This window comes from Streptomyces sp. Tu6071 (assembly GCF_000213055.1).
Lineage (GTDB): Bacteria > Actinomycetota > Actinomycetes > Streptomycetales > Streptomycetaceae > Streptomyces > Streptomyces evansiae.
Map to the genome: position 1 here is coordinate 6,345,874 of NZ_CM001165.1, position 20,374 is coordinate 6,366,247.

The 20,374-nt window shown below is 72.7% G+C and carries 18 protein-coding genes; 11 read left to right on the forward strand and 7 right to left on the reverse strand.

Features of this window, described 5'->3' with window-relative positions; genetic code table 11:
* Window positions 1-114 precede the first annotated feature (114 nt).
* Together STTU_RS26855 and STTU_RS26860 are read right to left on the reverse strand one after the other, a co-directional pair.
* Window positions 115-1,497, reverse strand: coding sequence for a CoA transferase (locus tag STTU_RS26855; RefSeq protein ID WP_007828688.1), 1,383 nt, complete (start codon window positions 1,495-1,497; stop codon window positions 115-117).
* Between the two features lie 172 nt (window positions 1,498-1,669).
* Window positions 1,670-3,190: a S8 family peptidase gene (locus STTU_RS26860; RefSeq protein WP_007828689.1), complete on the reverse strand. Its 1,521-nt coding sequence runs from the start codon at window positions 3,188-3,190 to the stop codon at window positions 1,670-1,672.
* Between the two features lie 398 nt (window positions 3,191-3,588).
* On the opposite strand from STTU_RS26860, the gene STTU_RS26865 reads away from it, so the two are divergent.
* From STTU_RS26865 to moaA, 3 genes are all read left to right on the forward strand, one after another.
* Window positions 3,589-3,954, forward strand: coding sequence for a DUF485 domain-containing protein (locus STTU_RS26865; RefSeq protein WP_009063982.1), 366 nt, complete (start codon window positions 3,589-3,591; stop codon window positions 3,952-3,954).
* A complete protein-coding gene (locus STTU_RS26870; protein WP_010264972.1) occupies window positions 3,951-5,591 on the forward strand; it encodes a solute symporter family protein in 1,641 nt (546 codons plus the stop codon). The genes STTU_RS26865 and STTU_RS26870 overlap by 4 nt, the downstream gene beginning before the upstream one ends.
* A 224-nt stretch (window positions 5,592-5,815) precedes the next feature.
* Window positions 5,816-6,805, forward strand: a complete 990-nt coding sequence (gene moaA / locus STTU_RS26875; RefSeq protein ID WP_007828691.1) for a GTP 3',8-cyclase MoaA — start codon at window positions 5,816-5,818, stop codon at window positions 6,803-6,805.
* A gap of 45 nt (window positions 6,806-6,850) precedes the next feature.
* Here moaA and STTU_RS26880 read toward each other — a convergent pair whose 3' ends face one another.
* Together STTU_RS26880 and STTU_RS26885 are read right to left on the reverse strand one after the other, a co-directional pair.
* Complete coding sequence (locus STTU_RS26880; protein WP_007828693.1) at window positions 6,851-7,072, reverse strand: hypothetical protein; 222 nt, start codon at window positions 7,070-7,072, stop codon at window positions 6,851-6,853.
* Between the two features lie 246 nt (window positions 7,073-7,318).
* Window positions 7,319-7,669 carry a DUF3099 domain-containing protein gene (locus tag STTU_RS26885; protein ID WP_007828695.1) on the reverse strand — a complete coding sequence of 117 codons (351 nt, stop codon included), beginning with the start codon at window positions 7,667-7,669 and terminating at the stop codon, window positions 7,319-7,321.
* A 187-nt stretch (window positions 7,670-7,856) separates the two neighbouring features.
* Here STTU_RS26885 and STTU_RS26890 point away from each other — a divergent pair, with 187 nt between their 5' ends.
* Window positions 7,857-8,132: a GlsB/YeaQ/YmgE family stress response membrane protein gene (locus STTU_RS26890; protein WP_007828697.1), complete on the forward strand. Its 276-nt coding sequence runs from the start codon at window positions 7,857-7,859 to the stop codon at window positions 8,130-8,132.
* A 97-nt stretch (window positions 8,133-8,229) separates the two neighbouring features.
* On the opposite strand, the gene tyrS is transcribed toward STTU_RS26890, so the two are convergent.
* Complete coding sequence (gene tyrS / locus STTU_RS26895) at window positions 8,230-9,498, reverse strand: tyrosine--tRNA ligase (protein WP_043256456.1); 1,269 nt, start codon at window positions 9,496-9,498, stop codon at window positions 8,230-8,232.
* Between the two features lie 332 nt (window positions 9,499-9,830).
* Between tyrS and fabG the strand changes: the two genes are divergently transcribed.
* Together fabG and fabI are read left to right on the forward strand one after the other, a co-directional pair.
* On the forward strand, window positions 9,831-10,535 hold the full coding sequence (fabG, locus tag STTU_RS26900; RefSeq protein ID WP_007828701.1) for a 3-oxoacyl-[acyl-carrier-protein] reductase: 705 nt from the start codon (window positions 9,831-9,833) through the stop codon (window positions 10,533-10,535).
* Between the two features lie 4 nt (window positions 10,536-10,539).
* Window positions 10,540-11,310: an enoyl-ACP reductase FabI gene (gene fabI, locus STTU_RS26905; protein ID WP_007828703.1), complete on the forward strand. Its 771-nt coding sequence runs from the start codon at window positions 10,540-10,542 to the stop codon at window positions 11,308-11,310.
* Between the two features lie 117 nt (window positions 11,311-11,427).
* Here fabI and STTU_RS26910 read toward each other — a convergent pair whose 3' ends face one another.
* Window positions 11,428-12,159: a FadR/GntR family transcriptional regulator gene (locus tag STTU_RS26910; RefSeq protein ID WP_007828705.1), complete on the reverse strand. Its 732-nt coding sequence runs from the start codon at window positions 12,157-12,159 to the stop codon at window positions 11,428-11,430.
* Window positions 12,160-12,272: 113 nt separating this feature from the next.
* On the opposite strand from STTU_RS26910, the gene STTU_RS26915 reads away from it, so the two are divergent.
* The 4 genes from STTU_RS26915 to STTU_RS26925 all read left to right on the forward strand — a co-directional run bounded on the left by STTU_RS26915 (window position 12,273) and on the right by STTU_RS26925 (window position 15,675).
* Window positions 12,273-13,574 carry a CynX/NimT family MFS transporter gene (locus STTU_RS26915; RefSeq protein WP_234019325.1) on the forward strand — a complete coding sequence of 434 codons (1,302 nt, stop codon included), beginning with the start codon at window positions 12,273-12,275 and terminating at the stop codon, window positions 13,572-13,574.
* A 78-nt stretch (window positions 13,575-13,652) separates the two neighbouring features.
* Complete coding sequence (locus STTU_RS35960) at window positions 13,653-13,766, forward strand: SGM_5486 family transporter-associated protein (protein ID WP_007828714.1); 114 nt, start codon at window positions 13,653-13,655, stop codon at window positions 13,764-13,766.
* 1,048 nt (window positions 13,767-14,814) lie between these two features.
* Complete coding sequence (locus STTU_RS26920; RefSeq protein WP_007828716.1) at window positions 14,815-15,033, forward strand: hypothetical protein; 219 nt, start codon at window positions 14,815-14,817, stop codon at window positions 15,031-15,033.
* Between the two features lie 84 nt (window positions 15,034-15,117).
* Window positions 15,118-15,675, forward strand: a complete 558-nt coding sequence (locus STTU_RS26925; RefSeq protein ID WP_007828718.1) for a SixA phosphatase family protein — start codon at window positions 15,118-15,120, stop codon at window positions 15,673-15,675.
* Window positions 15,676-16,026: 351 nt separating this feature from the next.
* Here the strand turns inward: STTU_RS26925 and serB are convergent, their stop codons facing one another.
* Entirely contained in the window at window positions 16,027-17,250 is a 1,224-nt protein-coding gene (gene serB / locus STTU_RS26930) for a phosphoserine phosphatase SerB (protein WP_007828720.1), read from the reverse strand.
* 283 nt (window positions 17,251-17,533) lie between these two features.
* Between serB and STTU_RS26935 the strand changes: the two genes are divergently transcribed.
* Complete coding sequence (locus STTU_RS26935; RefSeq protein ID WP_007828725.1) at window positions 17,534-20,179, forward strand: FHA domain-containing protein; 2,646 nt, start codon at window positions 17,534-17,536, stop codon at window positions 20,177-20,179.
* The last annotated feature ends 195 nt before the right edge of the window (window positions 20,180-20,374 follow it).

Genomic DNA, 20,374 nt, shown 5'->3' on the forward strand with positions numbered 1-20,374 from the left:
CGCCGCTCCACGCGTCGGCCGGAGCCCGGAAGAACGAACGGTCTCCCTCATCCTGGTTCCCGCCGCACCCCCGCCCCGTCTCACCTCCGCTCCCGCCTCACCCGCGCCCTCGCCTCACCCCCACTCCGCCGCGTCCGTCCCACTCGGCACCGACGCCCGTGCCCAGTCCGCCGGGCCGCCCTCGTACGAGAACGCCGGGAGCGCGTACCGCAGGCGGCCCCACTCGCTGTCGCGCTCCGCCGTGTGCTCCTCCGGCGGGGGCGGGACGGTGGCGGGGAGCGGGGCGCGGGGGCCGTCCAGGAGCCAGGCGGCGGTACGGGCCAGGGCGAGGCGGACGAGGCGGGAGCCACCCGTGCGGGTCTGCTCCGTCAGGGCGCGGAGCACTCCGGCCGCGAGGAGGTACCCCGTACCGTGGTCGAGCGCCTGGGCGGGCAGAGCCCCCGGGCGGCCCTCGCGGTTCGCCTCGACGGCCGCGATCCCCGTCGCCACCTGCACCAGGCTGTCGAAGCCGCGCCGCTGCCCCCACGGACCCGAGCGCCCCCACGCCGAGACCTGCGCGAGCACCAGCCCGGGGCGCCGCGCGGCGAGCCCGTCCGGCGTGAGCCCGAACCGCTCCAGGGCCCCGGGCCGGTAGCCGGTCACCACGACATCGGCCTCGGCGAGCAGTTCCTCGAAGCGCCGCAGCCCCGCGCAGTCGGCGAGGTCCAGCAGCGCGCTGTGCTTGCCGAGGCCCGTGTCGGTCTGCTGGTCGGCGAGTTCGGGCATCCCCGGCGGGTCGACGCGCAGGACGTCCGCGCCGAGCAGCGCGAGCGCGCGGGTCGCGACGGGGCCCGCGAGGACCCGCGTCAGATCGAGCACCCGTATCCCCGCGAGCGGCAGCCCGCCGCCCCGCGCACGGAACACGCGGCGGGGCGCGGCGTCGATGCGGCCCGCGCTCACGAGCGGCAGCGCCTCCAGGACCCTCGCCTGCGGCCCCGCGCGCCACTCCTCGGGCGCCCGCAGCGCCACGGCGAGACCCCCGGCCGCGTACACCGCCTCCTCGGTCTCCCGCGCCGCGCGCCGCCGCAGGACGGCGGCGACCTCCTCGGGCCCGGCCCCCGCGCCGAGCCCGAGCGCCTTGAGCAACCGGGCTTCGTGGTGCGGGTAGTTGGCGTGCGTACGGACCCAGCCGTCCGCCGTGCGCCAGAACCGCGAGAGCGGCGCGAAGCTCTCGGGCGCGCGCCCCTCGACGCGCAGGAGCCGCTCGCTCGCGAAGGCGGCGGCCACGGCCCGGTCGTCGAGCCGTACGGCGGGTACGGCGGCCCCGTCCCGTACGGAGACGAGTTCGGCGGCGGCGAGCGCGCAGGCACCCGCGCACGCGGCGGCCAGCTCACGGACCGGGAGGCGCGCGGCGAGTACGCCGGTGTCCTCGTGGCGGGTGACGCGGGCGAGCAGAGCGGGGTCGCCACTCAGTGCCGCCCAGGTGGAGGCGAGGCCGGGTGAGGCGGGAGTTTCCATAGGCGCCACTATGGCACTGAGTGCCACGCCGGGGAAGATATTCGCGGAGCGCGAAGGGGTGCGAGAGCGCGAAGGGGGTGGGGCCGCCCGCGAGAGCGTGAAGGGGCGGGGCCGCCCGCGAGAGGCCGCCCCGCCCCGAACCGGAAACCCGGGACCCCGTCCCGGAGACCGGCTACTTCACCGCGTTGAGCGCGTTCGCCACGCCCTCGCCGTAGAAGCCGTTCTTCTTCTTGCCGCCCTCGCACACCGCGTCGACCTCGCCGTCTCCGTCGATGTCGTACGCCGCTCCGCAGGCCGTGTCGTCGGCGCCCGCGTACAGGAGCGCCTTGACGAGGGCCGCCGGGGCGTGCGGGTGGCGGGACTTGATGAGCGCGGCGACGCCCGCGACGTGCGGGGACGCCATCGACGTACCGGCCATGTAGCCGTAGCCGCCGCCGGGCAGCGTGCCGAGGATGAGGCCGCTCGTGGCGGGCGGGGCCGGGGTCTGGTAGACCGTCGAGTCGCCGCCGGGGGCCGCGATGTCGATCTGCCCGTTGCCGTAGTTCGAGAACGAGGACTTCAGGCCCTTCGCGCCCGTCGAGGCGACGGTGACGACACCGGGGAGCTGGGTCGGGATGTCGAAGCACTTCGAGGGGTCGACCACGCGGTCACCGGGCGTCGAGTCGTTGGGGCTCGACGGGTCGGTGATCTTGTCGCTCGCGAGGTCGTAGTTCTCGTTCCCGGCCGCCGCGACGTTGACCGTGCCCTTCAGCTCGGCGTACCGCGTCGCCCGCGTGATCGCCTCGACGAGGGCCTTCTGGTCCGGGTCGTTGGTGCAGTTGAAGTACCAAGGGTCCGTGTAATAGCTGTTGTTGGTCACGTCCACACCGTGGTCCGCCGCCCACATGAAGCCGCACACGACGGCCTCGGTGTAGAAGAAGCCCTCGGTCGTCGAGACCTTGATGCCCGCGACCTTCACGCCCGGCGCGACCCCGCTCATGCCGATGCCGTTCTTCGCGGCGGCGATCTCCCCGGCCACGTGCGTGCCGTGCGGGCTCTCGGCCGCGCCCGGCCGCCACGCCCCCTCGCTCGTGTCCGGCTTGCCCTTCACGCAGTTGACGGAGGCGCCCCGGTCGAAGTTGGCCGCGAGGTCCGGGTGCGTGTCGTCCACGCCCGTGTCGATGACGCCGACCGTCACCTTGCTGCTGCCGAGGTACTTCTCGTGGGCCTTGTCCGCCTTGATCGCGGCCAGGTCCCACTGGAGCCCTTCGAGCGGGTCCTTGTCCGTCGCCGCCGCGTTGCTCCTCGCCGCCGCCGCGACGTCGGCCGCGGAGAGCTTGATCGGGCTGCCGGTGTCGGTCGTCGACTGGGCGGGCAGCGGAGCCGTCCGCGTCGCACCCGCGCTCTGCACGCCGAGCACCTTGCGGATCGCGGGCGCGAAGCCGGTCCGGTCGGAGTGCGCGACGATCACGCCGATCCTGTCGTACGCGTACACCACGTCGCCGCCCGCTCTCTCCACCGCCTTGCGGTAGAAGGGCGAATCGGCGAGCCCGGGGAGCACGTTGACGACGTAACTCGTCGGCGTGCCCACCTCGCTCACGGTCGGGGGCGCGGCCGTGGCCACCGTGGCGGGCACCACCGCGAGCGCGGTGGCGAGGCCGAGCCCCACGGGTATCGCGAGGGCGCGGCGGGAACGGACGAACAGCACCGGCATGGGGTCTCCAGTTCGGGTACGAGGCGTCTGCGCTGAAGTGGTACGGGCCGTGCGGTGTGCGCGCGCCGTACGGGCGCGCCCTGCGGGCGTCCGGTACGGGGCGAGCCGAGCGGTGGCGCACCGGGGCAGAAGGGCAACGGGCCTGTCCGGCGGGTGCGTTCGGACAAGCGCGTGAGCCTCGGCAAAGTGAAGCTATTCCCCTCACTCGTGCTCGGCAATCTTTTCCCAAAATCAGGTGCCCCGAAAATTACGTCGCGTTGAACCGGGTCGCGAGCGCCGCCGTGCCGTTGTGCAGGGGGCGGCAACACCAGTCCCCGCCCACCCGTTGCCCAGAGAGCACCATGTCCAGTTCCTCACCCTTGTCCCCACCACCCGCCCCCGCATCGCGAGGAGATTCCGTGGCCACCGAGACGCCCGAGCCGCACACCGGCTCGCCGCGCGGTGCCGACGCACCCTCGACGGAGCAGTTCGTGGAGGTGCAGGAGAGCGCGGAGTTCGCAGAACTCCGGCGTACGCACCGCTCCTTCGCCTTCCCGCTCACCGTCGCCTTCGTGCTCTGGTACCTGCTCTACGTCCTGCTGTCGAACTACGCCGGCGACTTCATGGGCACCAAGGTCGTCGGCAACATCAACGTGGCTCTGGTCCTCGGCCTCGGCCAGTTCCTCACCACCTTCCTCATCGCCTGGTGGTACTCCCGCCACGCCGCGACCAAGCTCGACCCCAAGGCGCAGGCGATCAAGTCCCGTCTGGAGGGCCAGGAATGAGCCAGCCGCTCAACCTCGCGACCGGGTTCCCGCTCGCCGCGGAGGGCGCCGGCGAGCACCGCCCGCTGATCATCACGCTCTTCGCGATCTTCGTCGTCGCGACTCTTGTCATCACCGTCTGGGCGGGCCGCCAGACCCGCAACGCCGCCGACTTCTACGCGGGCGGACGCCAGTTCACGGGCTTCCAGAACGGCCTCGCCGTCTCCGGCGACTACATGTCGGCCGCCTCCTTCCTCGGCATCGCCGGGGCGATCGCGCTCTTCGGCTACGACGGCTTCCTCTACTCCATCGGCTTCCTCGTCGCCTGGCTCGTCGCCCTCCTCCTGGTCGCCGAACCCCTGCGCAACTCTGGGCGCTACACGATGGGCGACGTCCTCGCCTACCGCATGCGCCAGCGCCCGGTCCGCACCGCCGCCGGCGCCTCCACGATCGTCGTGTCGATCTTCTACCTGCTCGCCCAGATGGCCGGGGCGGGTGTCCTCGTCTCCCTGCTCCTCGGCATCACGAGCGACGGCGGCAAGGTCGCGATCGTCGCGCTCGTCGGCGTGCTGATGATCGTCTACGTGACGATCGGCGGCATGAAGGGCACCACCTGGGTGCAGATGGTCAAGGCCGTGCTGCTCATCGTCGGCACCGTCCTCATCACCGTGCTCATCCTGTGGAAGTTCCACTTCAACGTCTCCGAACTCCTCGGCAAGGCCGCCGAGAACAGCGGAAAGGGCTCGGCCTTCCTGGAGCCGGGGCTCAAGTACGGCGCGACCGCGACCTCGAAGCTCGACTTCCTCTCGCTCGGCATCGCCCTCGTACTCGGCACCGCCGGGCTCCCGCACATCCTGATCCGGTTCTACACCGTGCCCACCGCCAAGGCCGCGCGGAAGTCCGTCAACTGGGCGATCGGCATCATCGGCGTCTTCTACCTCATGACGATCGTCCTCGGCTTCGGCGCCGCGGCGCTCCTCAAGCCGAAGGAGATCACCGACTCCAACCCGGCGGGGAACACCGCGGCACCGCTCGCGGCGCTGGAGATCGGCGGCGGCTCGGGCTCGACGGGCGGCGCGATCCTCCTCGCCGTCATCTCCGCGGTCGCCTTCGCGACGATCCTCGCCGTCGTCGCCGGGCTCACCCTCGCCTCGTCCTCGTCCTTCGCGCACGACATCTACGCGAACGTCATCCGCAAGGGCAAGGCGACCGACAAGGAGGAGGTCCGCGCCGCGCGCTGGGCCACCGTCGCGATCGGCATCGTCTCGATCGGCCTCGGCGCCCTCGCCCGCGACCTCAACGTGGCCGGGCTCGTCGCCCTCGCCTTCGCGGTCGCCGCCTCGGCGAACCTCCCGACGATCCTCTACAGCCTCTTCTGGAAGCGCTTCACCACCCAGGGCGCCCTGTGGTCGATCTACGGCGGCCTCGCCTCCTCGGTCCTCCTCGTGCTCTTCTCGCCGGTCGTCTCCTCCAAGCCCAGCTCGATGTTCCCGGACGTCGACTTCGCCTGGTTCCCGCTGGAGAACCCGGGGCTCATCTCCATCCCGCTCGGCTTCCTGCTCGGCATCCTCGGCACGCTCCTCTCCAAGGACGAGCCGGACAAGGGCAAGTACGCGGAGCTGGAGGTCCGTTCCCTCACCGGCACGGGGGCGCACTGACACCCCGCGCGGGAGCGCACTGACCTCCCGTACGCGAGCGCACCGACACCCCGCGCGGGCGCGCACCGCACCCGTGCCGAGGCCGCGCCGTCCCCGCCCCCGCGGCGGGTGCGGCGCGGCCTCCGCCGTCCGCGGGGAGAAGCCGCCGGTCTCGGCCGCCCCGTCCGCCGCTCGGGTCACGTACGCTCGAAGCCCGTCCGTCGTACGAAAGGGAGGCGGCCCGCATGCTCCTCGACACCTACGGCAGGACCGCCACCGATCTGCGGGTCTCCCTCACGGACCGGTGCAATCTGCGCTGCACGTACTGCATGCCGGAGGAAGGGCTCCAGTGGCTCGGGAAGCCCGAGCTGCTCACGGACGAGGAGATCGTCCGGCTCGTCCGCCTCGCCGTGACCCGCCTCGGCATCACCGACGTCCGCTTCACGGGCGGCGAACCCCTCCTGCGACGCGGCCTCGTGGACCTCGTACGGCGCTGCGCGCTGCTCGACCCGCGCCCGAAGCTCTCCCTCACGACCAACGGCATCGGCCTCGCCCGCACCGCGACCGCGCTCGCGGAGGCGGGGCTCGACCGCGTCAACGTCTCGCTCGACACCCTGGACGCGGAGGTCTTCCACCGCCTCACCCGCCGCGACCGCCACCACGACGTCCTCGCGGGGCTCGCCGCCGCGCGCGACGCCGGGCTCACGCCCGTCAAGGTCAACACCGTCCTCATGCCGGGCCTCAACGAGGACGAGGCCCCCGCCCTCCTCGCCTGGGCCCTCGCCGAGGGCTACGAGCTGCGCTTCATCGAGCAGATGCCGCTCGACGCGCAGCACGGCTGGAAGCGCTCCGGGATGATCACCGCGGAGGACATCCTGACGTCCCTGCGCACCCGCTTCACCCTCACCCCCGAGCCCGGCGCGGCGCGCGGCTCGGCGCCCGCCGAACGCTGGCTCGTGGACGGGGGACCGGGCAGCGTCGGGGTCATCGGCTCCGTCACGCGCCCGTTCTGCGCGGCGTGCGACCGCACCCGTCTCACCGCGGACGGCCAGATCCGCACGTGTCTCTTCGCGACCGAGGAGACCGACCTGCGCGCGCTGCTGCGCTCGGGCGCCGACGACGAGGCCGTCGCGGAGCTGTGGCGCGCGGCGATGTGGGGCAAGAAGGCGGGCTCGGGCCTCGACGACCCGGCCTTCCTCCAGCCGAGCAGGCCGATGTCGGCGATCGGCGGCTGAGAGGCGGGCCGGGCGCCCGGCTGCCGCGTTCCGGCCCCGGCGCCGTCAGGCGCCTTCCCGCTCCTGCCACTCCGCGAGCGGCACGACGTCCTTCAGGAAGCCCCGCACCCCGAGGAACTGGCCCAGCGTCTCCCTGTGCTCCCCGCACGCGAGCCACGTCTTGCGCCGCTCCGGGGTGTGCAGCTTCGGGTTGTTCCAGGCGAGCACCCACGCGGCGGGCGCGCGGCAGCCCTTGGCGGAGCAGACGAGCGGGGAGTCCTCGGACATGACAGGGGTGCTTTCGGTACGGGAACGAGGGGAGCGGGGCTCTGCGGAGGCCCCGGAAAAGGCGACGCCGAGCAGCCACGGGGGGAGCTGCCCGGCGTCGGTCCGTCGCTCCGACGGGGGATGCGGAGCGCGCTGAAAGTATGGCACGAGCCCCCTGCCCGGGTGCAGCCGAACTCAGGGATTGGCGTGGAATCCCCCCGGCACGGGCCCTTCCGCACGGGCCGTTCCGGGACCTCGCCGGGCCGGTCAGGCCCGCTGGTCGTGCGGCTCGCCCGGCTCGGCCGGCGCCTGCCGGGCCGGGCCCTCCAGTACCGGGCGGGGCGGCGGCGGCACATAGGTACCGGGCAGCGAAGGGGCGTTCTCGCGGCCCGCGTTGGCGATGACGACGGCGACGTAGGGGAGGAAAGTGCCCAGGACGAGCGCCACGATCGCCACGTACCGTTCCACGTTCCACAGCAGCATCGCCGCGATGACCGACGCGGTGCGCACCAGCATCGAGATGACGTACCGCCGTTGCCGGCCGCGCACGTCGTCCTGGAGTCCCGCGCGGGCCCCGGTGATCCGGAAGACCTCGTGTTCCGACCGTTTCCCCGCCACGTTCCACCATCCTTCGACGAACCCGTCTCACGGTACGCCGCGCGGCACGCGCCGACGAGACCGGGGCCGCCGGGCGGGGTGCCCCGCACCGTACGGACCGCTCCGGCGTGCGGCGTACGGCATCCGGGCCGATGCTGGGAATCGGCATCCGCCGCCCGGCGGACGGCACCGGTCGAGGGAGTGGCACATGGGCTGGATCTGGGCGATCATCGTCGGCTTCGTCCTTGGCTTCATCGCCAAGCTCGTCCTGCCCGGCAAGCAGCACAGCCCGCTGTGGCTCGTCGTCGTGATGGGCACCATCGGCGGTCTCGTCGGCAACGCGATCGCCTCCGCCTTCGGCGTCCGCTACACGCACGGCATCGACTGGAGCCGCCACGTCTTCCAGCTCGTCGCCGCGATCGTCCTCGTCGCGGTGGGGGAGTCGGTGTACAAGGCGGTGAAGGGCAACAGCGTCAGGCGCTGACACCGCGCCGACAAGGTGCCGGGACACCGGTACGGGTACGGGGCCGCCCGCGACGTGTGCGCGAGCGGCCCCGTACCCGTACCGGCGGAAAGGCCCCTCAGGCTCCGGTGACCTCCACCGCGGCCAGGTTCTTCTTGCCACGGCGCAGCACGAGCCAGCGGCCGTGCAGCAGCTCGCTCGCGGCCGGGACGGCGTCCTCGGCGGTGACCTTCGCGTTGTTCACGTACGCGCCGCCCTCCTTGATCGTGCGGCGCGCGGCGGACTTGCTCGCGACGAGTCCCGTCTCGACGAGCAGGTCCACGACGCTCGCGGGCTCGGCCACGCTCGCCCGGGGCAGCTCGCCGAGCGCCGCCGCGAGCGTCGCCTCGTCCAGCTCCGCCAGCTCGCCCTGCCCGAAGAGCGCGCGCGAGGCGGCGACGACGGCCCGGGTCTGCGCCTCGCCGTGCACGAGCGTCGTCAGCTCCTCGGCGAGCGCGCGCTGCGCGGTCCGCGCCTGCGGACGCTCGGCCGTCACGGCCTCCAGCTCCTCCAGCTCGGCGCGCGGGCGGAAGCTGAGGATGCGCGTGTACCGGCTGATGTCGCGGTCGTCGACGTTGAGCCAGAACTGGTAGAAGGCGTACGGCGTCGTCATCGCCGGGTCGAGCCACACGGCGCCGCTCTCGGACTTGCCGAACTTCGTGCCGTCCGCCTTCGTCATGAGCGGCGTCGCGAGCGCGTGCACCTGGGCCTCGGGCTCCACGCGGTGGATGAGGTCGACACCGGCCGTGAGGTTGCCCCACTGGTCGCTGCCGCCCTGCTGGAGCACGCAGCCATGCCGCCTGTACAGCTCCAGGAAGTCCATCGCCTGGAGCAGCTGGTAGCTGAACTCCGTGTAGGAGATGCCCTGTTCGGACTCCAGGCGGCGGGCCACGGACTCCTTCGTGAGCATCTTGTTGACCCGGAAGTGCTTGCCGATGTCGCGCAGGAACGCGATCGCGCTGAGCCCGGAGGTCCAGTCGAGGTTGTTGACCATGCGCGCCGCGCTCGGCCCGTCGAAGTCGAGGAAGGGCTCGATCTGCGCGCGCAGCCGGTTCACCCACTCCGCGATCGTCGCGGGGTCGTTGAGCGTGCGCTCGGCGGTCGGGCGCGGGTCGCCGATCTGCCCGGTGGCGCCGCCGACGAGGGCGAGCGGGTGGTGCCCGGCCCGCTGGAGGCGGCGCACCGTGAGGACCTGCACGAGGTGCCCGACGTGGAGCGAGGCCGCCGTCGGGTCGAAGCCGCAATAGAAGGTGACGGGACCGTTCGCGAGCGCCTTGCGCAGGGCTTCCTCGTCGGTGGACTGGGCGAAGAGCCCGCGCCACTTGAGGTCGTCGACGATGTCCGTCACGGTCGTGTACTCCTCGGCTTCGGTCGCGCGCGGACGGTGAGAACCGGGCGCGGGATGGTGCGTCCAGTGTATGGGGGACCCGTACACGCCCCGGCACCGGTTTTCCCGCTCCGTGCGCGCCGGGCCCGCACCCCTCTCGCGCCGGAACTGTGGGAACCCCACCAAACGTCGTCGCACGTGCTGTCGGGGGCCGATTGGGTGGGTGCGCCCCCCTAGCGATAGTTTCGAGCAGGACAAGTGCGGGACGAGACGGTCCCGGGGCCGCCGCCGCACGGCGCACGCGGCCCGCAACCGTCTTGTCCGTATCAGACCACCGTCGAAAGGGTGATCCGTTGAGCCGCTCGGTTCTCGTCACTGGAGGCAACCGGGGCATCGGCCTCGCCATCGCCCGGGCCTTCGCCGACGCCGGTGACCAGGTCGCCGTCACCTACCGTTCCGGGGAGCCGCCCGCCGGCTTCCTCGGCGTCAAGTGCGACATCACCGACGCCGAGCAGGTCGACCTGGCCTTCAAGGAGGTCGAGGAGAAGCAGGGGCCCGTGGAGGTGCTGGTGTGCAACGCCGGTGTCACCAAGGACCAGCTCCTCATGCGCATGTCCGAGGACGACTTCGGCTCGGTCATCGACACGAACCTCACGGGCGCCTTCCGCGTCGTCAAGCGCGCCAACCGCGCGATGCTGCGGGCCCGCAAGGGCAGGGTCGTCCTCATCTCCTCCGTCGTCGGGCTCCTCGGCTCCGCCGGACAGGCCAACTACGCCGCGTCCAAGGCCGGGCTCGTCGGCTTCGCGCGCTCGCTCGCCCGGGAGCTGGGCTCGCGCAACATCACCTTCAACGTCGTGGCACCCGGTTTCGTCGACACCGACATGACCAAGGTGCTCAGCGAGGAGCAGCGCGCGGGGATCGTCGCGCAGGTGCCGCTCGGCCGCTACGCGGAGCCGAAGGAGATCGCCGCGACGGTGCGTTTCCTCGCCTCCGACGACGCCTCGTACATCACTGGAGCCGTCATCCCGGTTGACGGCGGATTGGGCATGGGTCACTGATCACATGAGCGGAATCCTCGCGGGCAAGCGCGTACTCGTCACGGGCGTCCTCACGGAGGGCTCGATCGCCTTCCACGCGGCCAAGGTCGCGCAGGAGGAGGGCGCCGAGGTCGTCCTCACCGGCTTCGGCCGCCTGAGCCTCGTCGAGCGCATCGCGAAGCGCCTGCCCAAGCCCGCGCCCGTCATCGAGATGGACGTCACCAACAAGGAGCACCTGGACGCCCTCCCGGGCCGTATCCAGGAGCACTTCGGCGACGACGGCCACCTGGACGGCATCGTGCACTCGATCGCCTTCGGCCCGCAGCCGGTCTTCAACTTCCTCGAAGCCGAGTGGGAGGACGTCGCCACCGCCGTGCACGTCTCCGCGTACTCGCTCAAGTCGCTCACGATGGCCTGCCTGCCGCTCATGCCGCGCGGCGGCTCGGTCGTCGGCCTCACCTTCGACGCCACGATCGCCTGGCCCAAGTACGACTGGATGGGCGTCGCGAAGGCCGCCCTGGAGTCCACCAACCGCTACCTCGCCCGCGACCTCGGCGAGAAGAACGTGCGGTGCAACCTCATCTCCGCCGGTCCCATCAAGTCGATGGCCGCGAAGTCCATCCCGGGCTTCGAGGAACTGTCCGACGTGTGGAACACGCGCGCCCCGATCGGCTGGGAGATGTCCGACCCGGAGCCCGCGGGCCGCGGCGTCGTCGCGCTGCTCTCGGACTTCTTCCCGCGCACGACGGGCGAGATCGTCCACGTGGACGGCGGCGTCCACATGATGGGGGCCTGAGCCCCGTCATTCACGAAGGGCGCCCTTCTCCCGTACGAGGCTTTCCCGGTACGGAGGAGGGGCGCCCTTCGCGCGCGTACGGCGGCTCTGCGGCGGACGCGGGGGCGGCCTTCCGCCTCAGCCGCGCTTCGCCGCGTGCGCCGCCGCGCGGGCCTCGCGTTCCACGCGGTCGCCCTCACCGAGGAGCGCGGGGCGGCACATGTAGGGGATGCCGCCCGCCTCGTTCGCGGCCTTCTCGCCGTCCTGGTCCGCGATCGCCTGCAGGAGCGCGTGGTGGTCGAGATCGTGCTCGGGGGTCATCTCGCCGATGTCCTCGCGCAGCCAGTCCCGCAACACCTGGCCGAGGTCCGCGTACACCTCGGTGATCACGGAGTTGTGCGAGGCCGCGACGACCGCGAGGTGGAAGGACGCGTCCGCGACGACGAAGTCCTCCGCGTCCCCCGCCTTCCACGCGGCGTCCCTGCGCTCCAGCGCGTTCTCCAGGAGCCCCACGTCCTTCGCGGTACGGCGCTGGGCCGCGAGCCGCGCCGCCGTCGACTCCAGCGCGACCCGCAGCTCGGCGAAGTCGCGCGGGTCGGCCGCGGCGAAGCGACGCTGCATGACCCCGGCCAGTTCGCTCGTCGCCACGACGTAGGTGCCCGAGCCCTGCCGGATGTCGAGCAGCCCGTTGTGCGCGAGCGCCCGGACCGCCTCGCGGACCGTGTTGCGCGCCACACCCAGCTGCTCGACCAGCTCGGACTCGGTCGGGATGCGCGAGCCGATCGGCCACTCGCCCGAGGAGATCGGGGCCCGCAGGGCGGCGATGACCTGCTCGGAGAGGGCCGAGCGGCGCGGGGAAGACAAGGGCATGAGCGTCCTAGGAGTCGCGGGCGGGCAGCTGGGGGCCGTGCGGGCGGGATGTGACCAGTATGGGAGGCCGGACGACTGGACAGTCAAACATCCCATGATTCTATGATGGGCGCATGGCACCCGAGGAATCAACGTCCCTGCGGTCAGAAACCGCCCCGTCCCCCACTTCCGCACCGAGCGGACCCGCCCCGGGACCCACCCGGGTCAAGGGCCTGCTCGCGGTCCTCATGCCGGTCGGTATCGTCCTCGCCGCGCTCAACCTGCGCCCCGCCATCACGAGCCTCGGCTCGCTCCTGGAGGAGGTGCGCGACGGGCTCGGCATGAACGGGACCCTCGCCGGGCTGCTCACCTCCGTACCGCCCTTCTGCTTCGCCGTCTTCGGCTCCCTCGCCCCGCGCCTGTCCAGGCGCTTCGGCCCGGGCACCGTGGTCTGCGGCGGCATGGTCGCGATCACCGCCGGGCTGATCATCCGGCCCTTCACCGGGTCCACGCCGGGCTTCCTCGCCGCGACCGCGCTCACCCTCGCGGGCATCGCGGTGAGCAACGTGCTCATGCCGGTCGTCGTCAAGAACTGGTTCCCCGACCGCGTCGGCTCGATGACCGGGCTCTACTCGATGGCCCTCGCCGTCGGCACCTCCCTCGCCGCGGCCGTCACCGTGCCGCTCAACGACGCGCTCGGCGGTGGCTGGCAGGGCGGCCTCGCGATCTGGGCGGCACTCGGCGCCGTCGCCGTACTGCCCTGGGCCGTGCTGAGCCGCCAGGGCCGCGCGGCTGAACGCGAGAGCGCCGCGCACCCCGCCCCGGCGGGGCCCGGGGACGCCCTGCGCGTCACGCGCAGCCGCACCGCGTGGTCGCTCGCCTGCTTCTTCGGGCTCCAGTCCACCGCCGCCTACATCACCATGGGCTGGATGCCGCAGATCTTCCGCGACGCGGGCATCTCCGCCGGGACCGCGGGTGTCCTCCTCGCCGTGACCATGGCGCTCGGCATCCCGCTCGCCTTCGTCATCCCGCGCGTCGCGATCCGCCTGCCGCAGCAGGGCCCCGTCGTGGTCGTCCTCGGCCTGTGCGGACTCGGCGGCTACCTCGGTCTCGCGCTCGCGCCCGCCGGAGGCGCCTGGATCTGGGCCTTCCTCATCGGCATCAGCAACTGCGCCTTCCCGCTCGCCCTCACGATGGTCGGCCTGCGCGCCCGCACCGGGCCGGGCGTCGTCAAGCTCTCCGCCTTCGCGCAGAGCACCGGCTACCTGATCTCCATCCCCGGCCCGCTCCTCGTCGGCGTCCTCAACGACGCGACGGGCGGCTGGGGCATCCCGATCCTCTTCATGGCCTGCCTCATGGTCCCGCAGATCATCGTCGGCACCCTGGCCGGCCGGAACCGCACGATCGAGGACGAACACCTCGCCAAGGCGGCCTGACCCCCCTCCCGCCCGGGACCCGGCCGCCACACAGGCCCCCGGGCGGGACCCCGCCGAGAAGCCCCATAAACTACGCACATGCCCGTGCTCGAACCCAATCCCCAAGGCGGCCAGAAGAAGCTCCTCCTGGTCTTCGGCGCGATGATCGGCATCACGGTGGTGATCGGCATCCTCGCAAGCTTCCTCGCCTGACCCGGCGCCCGCCTGTCGGGGGCCACCCACGACGAGCGCCTCGGCGCGCGACGGAGGCCGTCGTTCGTGGCGAGCGTCTGGGTGGGTGATGCCGTCGTTCGTGGCGAGCGTCTCGGTGGGTGACGGAGGCCGTCATTCGTGGCGAGCGTCTGGGTGGGTGACGGAGGCCGTCACTCGCGACGAACGTCTCGCCGCGCCACGGAGGCCGCTATCCGGGCCCCGCACCGTGCCCGGGACCCGCTCGCGGGACAGGCTCCGTCCGCCGCTGCCGGGCCGGGCCCATGCGGGCTGTGCCCTTACCCTCCGCACCCCGCTGCCGGGACCGACTCTCTCCGCCGCTGCCCGGCCGGGGCGGTTCCCCGCGCCCTTAACTCCCGGACCGACGCGCCGACCTCGGAACGCCGCGCCGACTCACGTGACTCCGCGCCGACCGCCGCCTCCCCGGGATCTCCGCGCCGACCTCGGAACGACGCCGTCCCCGGAACTCCGCGCCCCACCCCGGGAATTCCGCGCGGACCGCGGAATGCCGCGCCGACTTCCGCCCCCGGGAACGCCGTGCGGACCTCCGCCACCCGGGAACGCCGCGCGGACCGCGAACACGCGCCGACCTCCGTCTCCCCAGGGTTCCGCGCCCGGCCCCGGAACCCCGCCTCATCCCCCGAACTGAACTCCGCGCGGACCGCTGAACGCCGCGCCGACCTCCGCCACCCGGGAACTCCGCGCGAACCGCTGAACGCCGCGCCGACCTCTGTCTCCCCAGGGTTCCGCGCCCGGCCCCGGAACCCCGCCACACCCCGCGAACTCCGCGCCCCTTCCCGGAACTCCGCCACCCCGCCGTCCGTTCAAGGCCCACAGGGGGCCCGCCCATCCCCTAGGGAATCCGTTCGAGCGCCGTCAGGGTTCTCTCAGGGACAACCCTTAAGGGTTCGGCCGGGAAATATCAGGGTCGAGTGGGGGGAAAACCCGATAGGCGCGGGCGCTTCGGAGCCGTAGCGTCGTAGGTGAGGCGCCGGGCGTTCCGGCGTGCACCGCGACCGGGGGAGACGGCATGAGCACACAGGTTCACAGCAGGGGCGAGCCGACCGCGCCCGCCGCCCCCGCGCAGTCCCGGCTGCCGTGGTGGGCGCTCGCCCTGCCCACCCTCGCCTTCCTCGTCCTGCTCGCCCTCGTCGCGCAGCCGGGCGAGGCGCACGCGGCGGTCGCCTCCCCAGGTCTCGCCGGTCTCCTCGACCGGTTCGGCGCCTTCCTCGGCGGCCTCGTCGGCTGAGCCGCGGCGGCCCCTTGTCACTCCTGCGGGGGGAGTGCGCAACTCCCTCCGCCGGGCAGCCCCTTTCGTGCGAAGCTGGGACGTATGAGCGCCGCCGTGTCCTCCGGGGGGATGTCCGCCCCCGCTCCCGCCACCACCCGTAAGCTCGTCCTGCTGCGTCACGCGAAGGCCGACTGGCCCGAGGGCTCCGACCACGAGCGACCGCTCGCCGAGCGGGGCCGCAAGGACGCCCCCGCCGCCGGGCGCAGGCTCGCGGACCTCGGCATCGCCGCCGACCTCGCCCTGTGCTCCACCGCCCTCCGTACCCGTGAGACCTGGAAGCTCGCCGTCCCCGAACTTCCCGAGCGCCCGCGCACGGTCTACGAGGAGCGGATCTACGAGGCCGCTCCCGGCGCCCTCATCGAACTCCTCAACGAGGTGGACGACGAGGCCGCCACCGTCCTCCTCATCGGACACAACCCGGGCGTCCAGGCCCTCACCGAGATCCTCGCGGGCAGCGTGGCGGGCGAACGCGCGGCCCGCCTCAGCGGCCGCGACTTCCCCACGGCGGCCTTCTCGGTCCTGGAGTTCACGGGACCCTGGAAGTCCCTCGAACCAGGGGTCGCGACCCTCACCGACTACTGGGCCCCGCACGAGGTCTGAGCCGCGCCGACGGACGTGGCCCCGCTCCCGTACGCGGGGAAGCGGGGCCCACGGAGCCGAAGCGACCGGGAACGAGGAACCGCTCGGCTGCCGACTGCCGGAACCCGGACCGGAGGCTGCTCGGCCCCCGCCACTCAGGCCCCCGAGGCGCCCCGACCTCCGAGCCCGCCCGATCCCCGTGGCCGCGCGATCCCCGTGGCTGTTCGGCCCTCCGAGGCGTTCGCGCCCCGACCTCCGTGGCCGCCCGACCTCCGAGGCGCCCGGCCCCCCAAGGCGCCCGGCCCCCCAAGGCGCCCGGCCCCCGAGGGGCCGCTCAGCAACCCCTCGCAGAGCCCCGTCCCCTCAGCCCCCTCAGTCCTCCACCGCCCCGTCCGCCGCCTCGACCTCTTCCCGCGTGATCCCGAGGAGGTAGAGGACGGTGTCGAGGAAGGGGACGTTCACCGAGGTGTGCGCGGCCTCCCGCACCACCGGCTTCGCGTTGAAGGCGACGCCGAGCCCTGCCGTGTTGAGCATGTCGAGGTCGTTGGCGCCGTCGCCGATCGCGACGGTCTGCGCGAGCGGCACCCCCGCCTGTTCGGCGAAGCGCCGCAGCAGTCGCGCCTTGCCCGCCCGGTCCACGATCTCGCCCGTGACCCGCCCGGTGAGTCTGCCGTCCACTATCTCCAGCGTGTTGGCGGCGGCGAAGTCGAGGCCGAGGCGTTCCCGCAGCTCGTCGGTGACCTGTGTGAAGCCGCCCGAGACCACGCCGACCTGGTAGCCGAGCCGCTTCAGGGTGCGGATCAGTGTGCGCGCGCCCGGCGTGAGCCGTACCTCCGCACGCACCTTCTCCACGACAGAGGCGTCGAGCCCCGCGAGCAGGGCGACCCGCGCGTGCAGAGACTGCGCGAAGTCCAGTTCCCCGCGCATCGCCGACTCGGTGACCCGGGCCACCTCCGCCTCGCACCCCGCGTGCGCGGCGAACAGCTCGATGACCTCGTCCTGGATGAGCGTCGAGTCGACGTCCATCACGACGAGCCGCTGCGCCCGCCGCTGGAGCCCGGCCGCGACGACGGCGATGTCCACGCCGAACTCCCCGGCACGCGGCGCGAGCGCCGAGCGGAGGGTGTCGGCGGGGACCCCGGAGACGGCGAACTCCACAGCCGTCACGGGGTACTTGGCGAGCCGGAAGACGCGGTCGATGTTGGCGCCCGCCCCCGTGATGCGCGCGGCGATCGCGGCGGTCGACTCGGCGGTCAGCGGGTTGCCGAGGACGGTGACGTGCGAACGCCCCGTGCCACGCGGCCTGTTGTCGCCCGTACCGGAGATGATCTCGGCGGAGAGCCCCCAGGACTCGGCCCAGCTGTGGACCGTCGCCCGCAACTCGCCCTCCTGGACGCCGGGCGGCTCGGTCACGAGGGCGCACAGCACGATGCGGCCCCGCGTGACGACCTGCTCGATGTCCACGACGTCCACGCCGTACCCGGCGAGCGTGTCGAAGAGACCGGCCGTGAGGCCGGGGCGGTCCTTGCCGAAGATCTTGACGAGAAGAGTCGGCAGGTCCTCGGACGCCGACGCCGCAGACAGTGATGCGCTCATGGTGCCCCTACCGTATCGGCCTCCGCCGCGCCGATGAACGCCGTCCCGCAGGCCGGACACCTGATCCGCGCCCCGTTCACCTCCCCGTCCCCGCCCCGTCGGCCCCGCCGTCCCCGCCCCCGTCCCTCCCCCGTCCGCGCCCGCCGCCGTTACCGGGACGGAACCTCGTCCGGCTTCCACCCCGGCGCCTTCGCCTGGAATAGTGCTGCCGCACGCCGAGCAGATCTGCCTCGGACGCGGAAAGTGACAAGCCCGTCGACGGGGCCATGGGGGACACAGGCATATGGGGCTCGCGGTACCGGCATACGTACTGGAACTGAACGGCAGGACCTGGACGCTCGATCCGGCCAGGACATACACGGTGGGACGTGATCCGCAGGCAGACATCGTGGCCGAGGACGCCAGGGTCTCCTGGCGCCACGCCACCCTCGGCTGGACCGCGTCCGGCTGGACGATCGAGGACGGCGGCAGCACCAACGGCACCTTCACGGACGGCCGCCGGATCACCCGCGCCGTGCTCGGCCCCGGCACCGTGGTCCACCTCGGCAACGCGAGCGACGGCCCACGCCTCACCGCCCGCCCCGCCGAGCAGCCCGCCGCCGGACCGGCGGCCCGCCCCGTGCCCCCGCGGCAGGACGCGGAGCCGCCCGCCGACCAGGCCCCGGCGCGGCAGCACGTACAGGGGCCCGCCGCGCGGCAGCCCGTACGCGAGCAGCCCGCGCCCCCCTTCCAGCAGCCCGCGCCGCTTCCCGAGCAACCCGCCCCGCCCGTACGGGACCAGCCGGCGTTCCCCGACCCACGCCCGGCACCCGGCCCGGCCGTGGGCCCGCGCCCTGTCGCAGACCCGCGCCCTGTCGCGGACCCGCGCCCGGCCGTGGACCCACGCCCCCGCCAAGGCGGCCCCTCCTACGGCGACCGCAGCCCCACGACCTTCCATCAGATGGCCCTGGGCCGCCGCATGAGCATCGGCCGTGCCCTGGAGAACGACCTCGTCGTCTCCGACCTCCAGGTCTCGCGGCACCACGCCGAGTTCCACGCGACGCCCGAGGGCCGCTTCGAGATACGCGACCTCGGCTCGCACAACGGCACGTACGTCAACGGGCAGCCGCTGCCCAAGTCCGGGAGCGCCCTGCTCGGCGCGCAGGACATCGTCGGCGTCGGCCACTCGACCTTCCGGCTCGTCGAAGGCCGCCTGGAGGAGTTCGTCGACTCCGGTGAGGTCTCCTTCACGGCCCGCCATCTCACCGTCGAGGTCGACGGCGGCAAGCAGATCCTCAAGGACGTCTCCTTCGGCGTCCCGGAGAAATCCCTCGTCGCGGTGATCGGCCCCTCCGGCTCGGGCAAGTCCACGCTGCTCAAGGCCCTCACCGGCTACCGCCCCGCCGACCAGGGCACGGTCCTGTACGACCACCGCGACCTGTACAAGCAGTTCGCCGAACTGCGCCAGCGCATCGGGCTCGTCCCGCAGGACGACATCCTGCACAAGGAGCTCACCGTGCGCCGCGCCCTCCGCTACGCGGCCAAGCTCCGCTTCCCCGCCGACACGAGCGAGCAGGAGCGGCAGGACCGCATCAGCGAGGTGCTGCGCGAGCTGAAGCTCGACATCCACCAGGACAAGAAGGTCACCTCGCTCTCCGGCGGCCAGCGCAAACGCGTCTCGGTCGCGCTCGAACTGCTCACGAAGCCCTCGCTGATCTTCCTCGACGAGCCGACCTCGGGCCTCGACCCGGGCATGGACCGCGATGTGATGCAGCTCCTGCGCGGGCTCGCCGACGACGGCCGCACGGTCCTCGTCGTGACGCACTCGGTCGCCGAGCTGTCACTGTGCGACAAGCTGCTCGTCATGGCGCCCGGCGGCGCCGTCGCCTACTTCGGGCCCCCGGCCGAGGCACTCAACTTCTTCGGCTACACGAGCTGGGCCGACGTCTTCTCCGCCTTCGAGGAGTACCGGGAGTACGACTGGGCGGGCCGCTGGAAGGGCTCGCAGCACTACCAGCTGTACGCGGCCGACGCGGACGTCGCCGCCTCGCAGCCCGTACCCGTGGTCGGGCAGAGCCCGGCGACGCTGCGGCCGACGAAGCCGCAGGGCTGGTTCGCGCAGTTGCGGACCCTCACCGTGCGCTACCTCGCGGTGCTGGCCTCCGACCGCTTCTTCATGGCGCTCATGGTCGTCCTGCCGGTCGTCCTGGGCGTCGTCTCGGTGATCATCCCGGCGAAGTTCGGCCTCGCCCCGCCGACCCCGCCCTCGCGCTTCAACAGCGCGGCCGGGATGATCCTCATGATCCTCGTCGTGGGCATCTGCCTCGCGGGAGCGGCCAACTCCGTACGCGAACTGATCAAGGAACGCGTCATCTACGAACGGGAACGGGCCACGGGGCTCTCCCGCTCCGCGTACCTCATGTCGAAGGTCCTCGTCCTCGGCGTGGTCACGGCGCTCCAGGGCGTCATCATGACCCTCATCGGCACGAGCAGCCGCGCGCTGCCCGCCGAGGGCCTCGTCCTGCCGCCCGCCGCCGAGATCGGCGTCGCGGTCATCGCGATGGGCCTCACGTCCATGGTCGTCGGCCTGGTGATCTCCGCGCTCGTGCGCACGAGCGAGATGACGATGCCGCTCCTCGTGATGTTCGCGATCGTCCAGCTCGTCTTCACCGGCACGCTCTTCCAGATCTTCGACAGCCCCGGCCTCGAACAGCTCGCCTGGCTCATGCCCTCGCGCTGGGGGGTCGCCGCGGCGGGCGCCACGACCGACCTGGCGCACCTCATGCCGCCGTGGGACGAGAAGCGCCCCGGCGACCTCGACCCGCTGTGGGAGCACACCACGGCCCAGTGGAGCACGGACATCGCCGTCCTGCTGGGGATCGCCGTCGTCCTGCTCCTCGTCGTCTCGCGCCTCCTGCGCCGGCACGAGCCGGAGGTCATGCGGAAGTAGGGGCCGGAGGCTCCCGCACGGGACAGGTCGCCCCGGTTCCGTAAGGGCTCCCGCAGGGGACGGGATGCCCCGGTCCCGTACGGGCTCCCGCACGGTACGGGCGCCCCGGCCCGTACCGCCTCCGCGCCCGTACCACCGCGACCCGCACGCACGCATGCCGCGAGGGCGGCACCCGCATCCGGGTGCCGCCCTCGC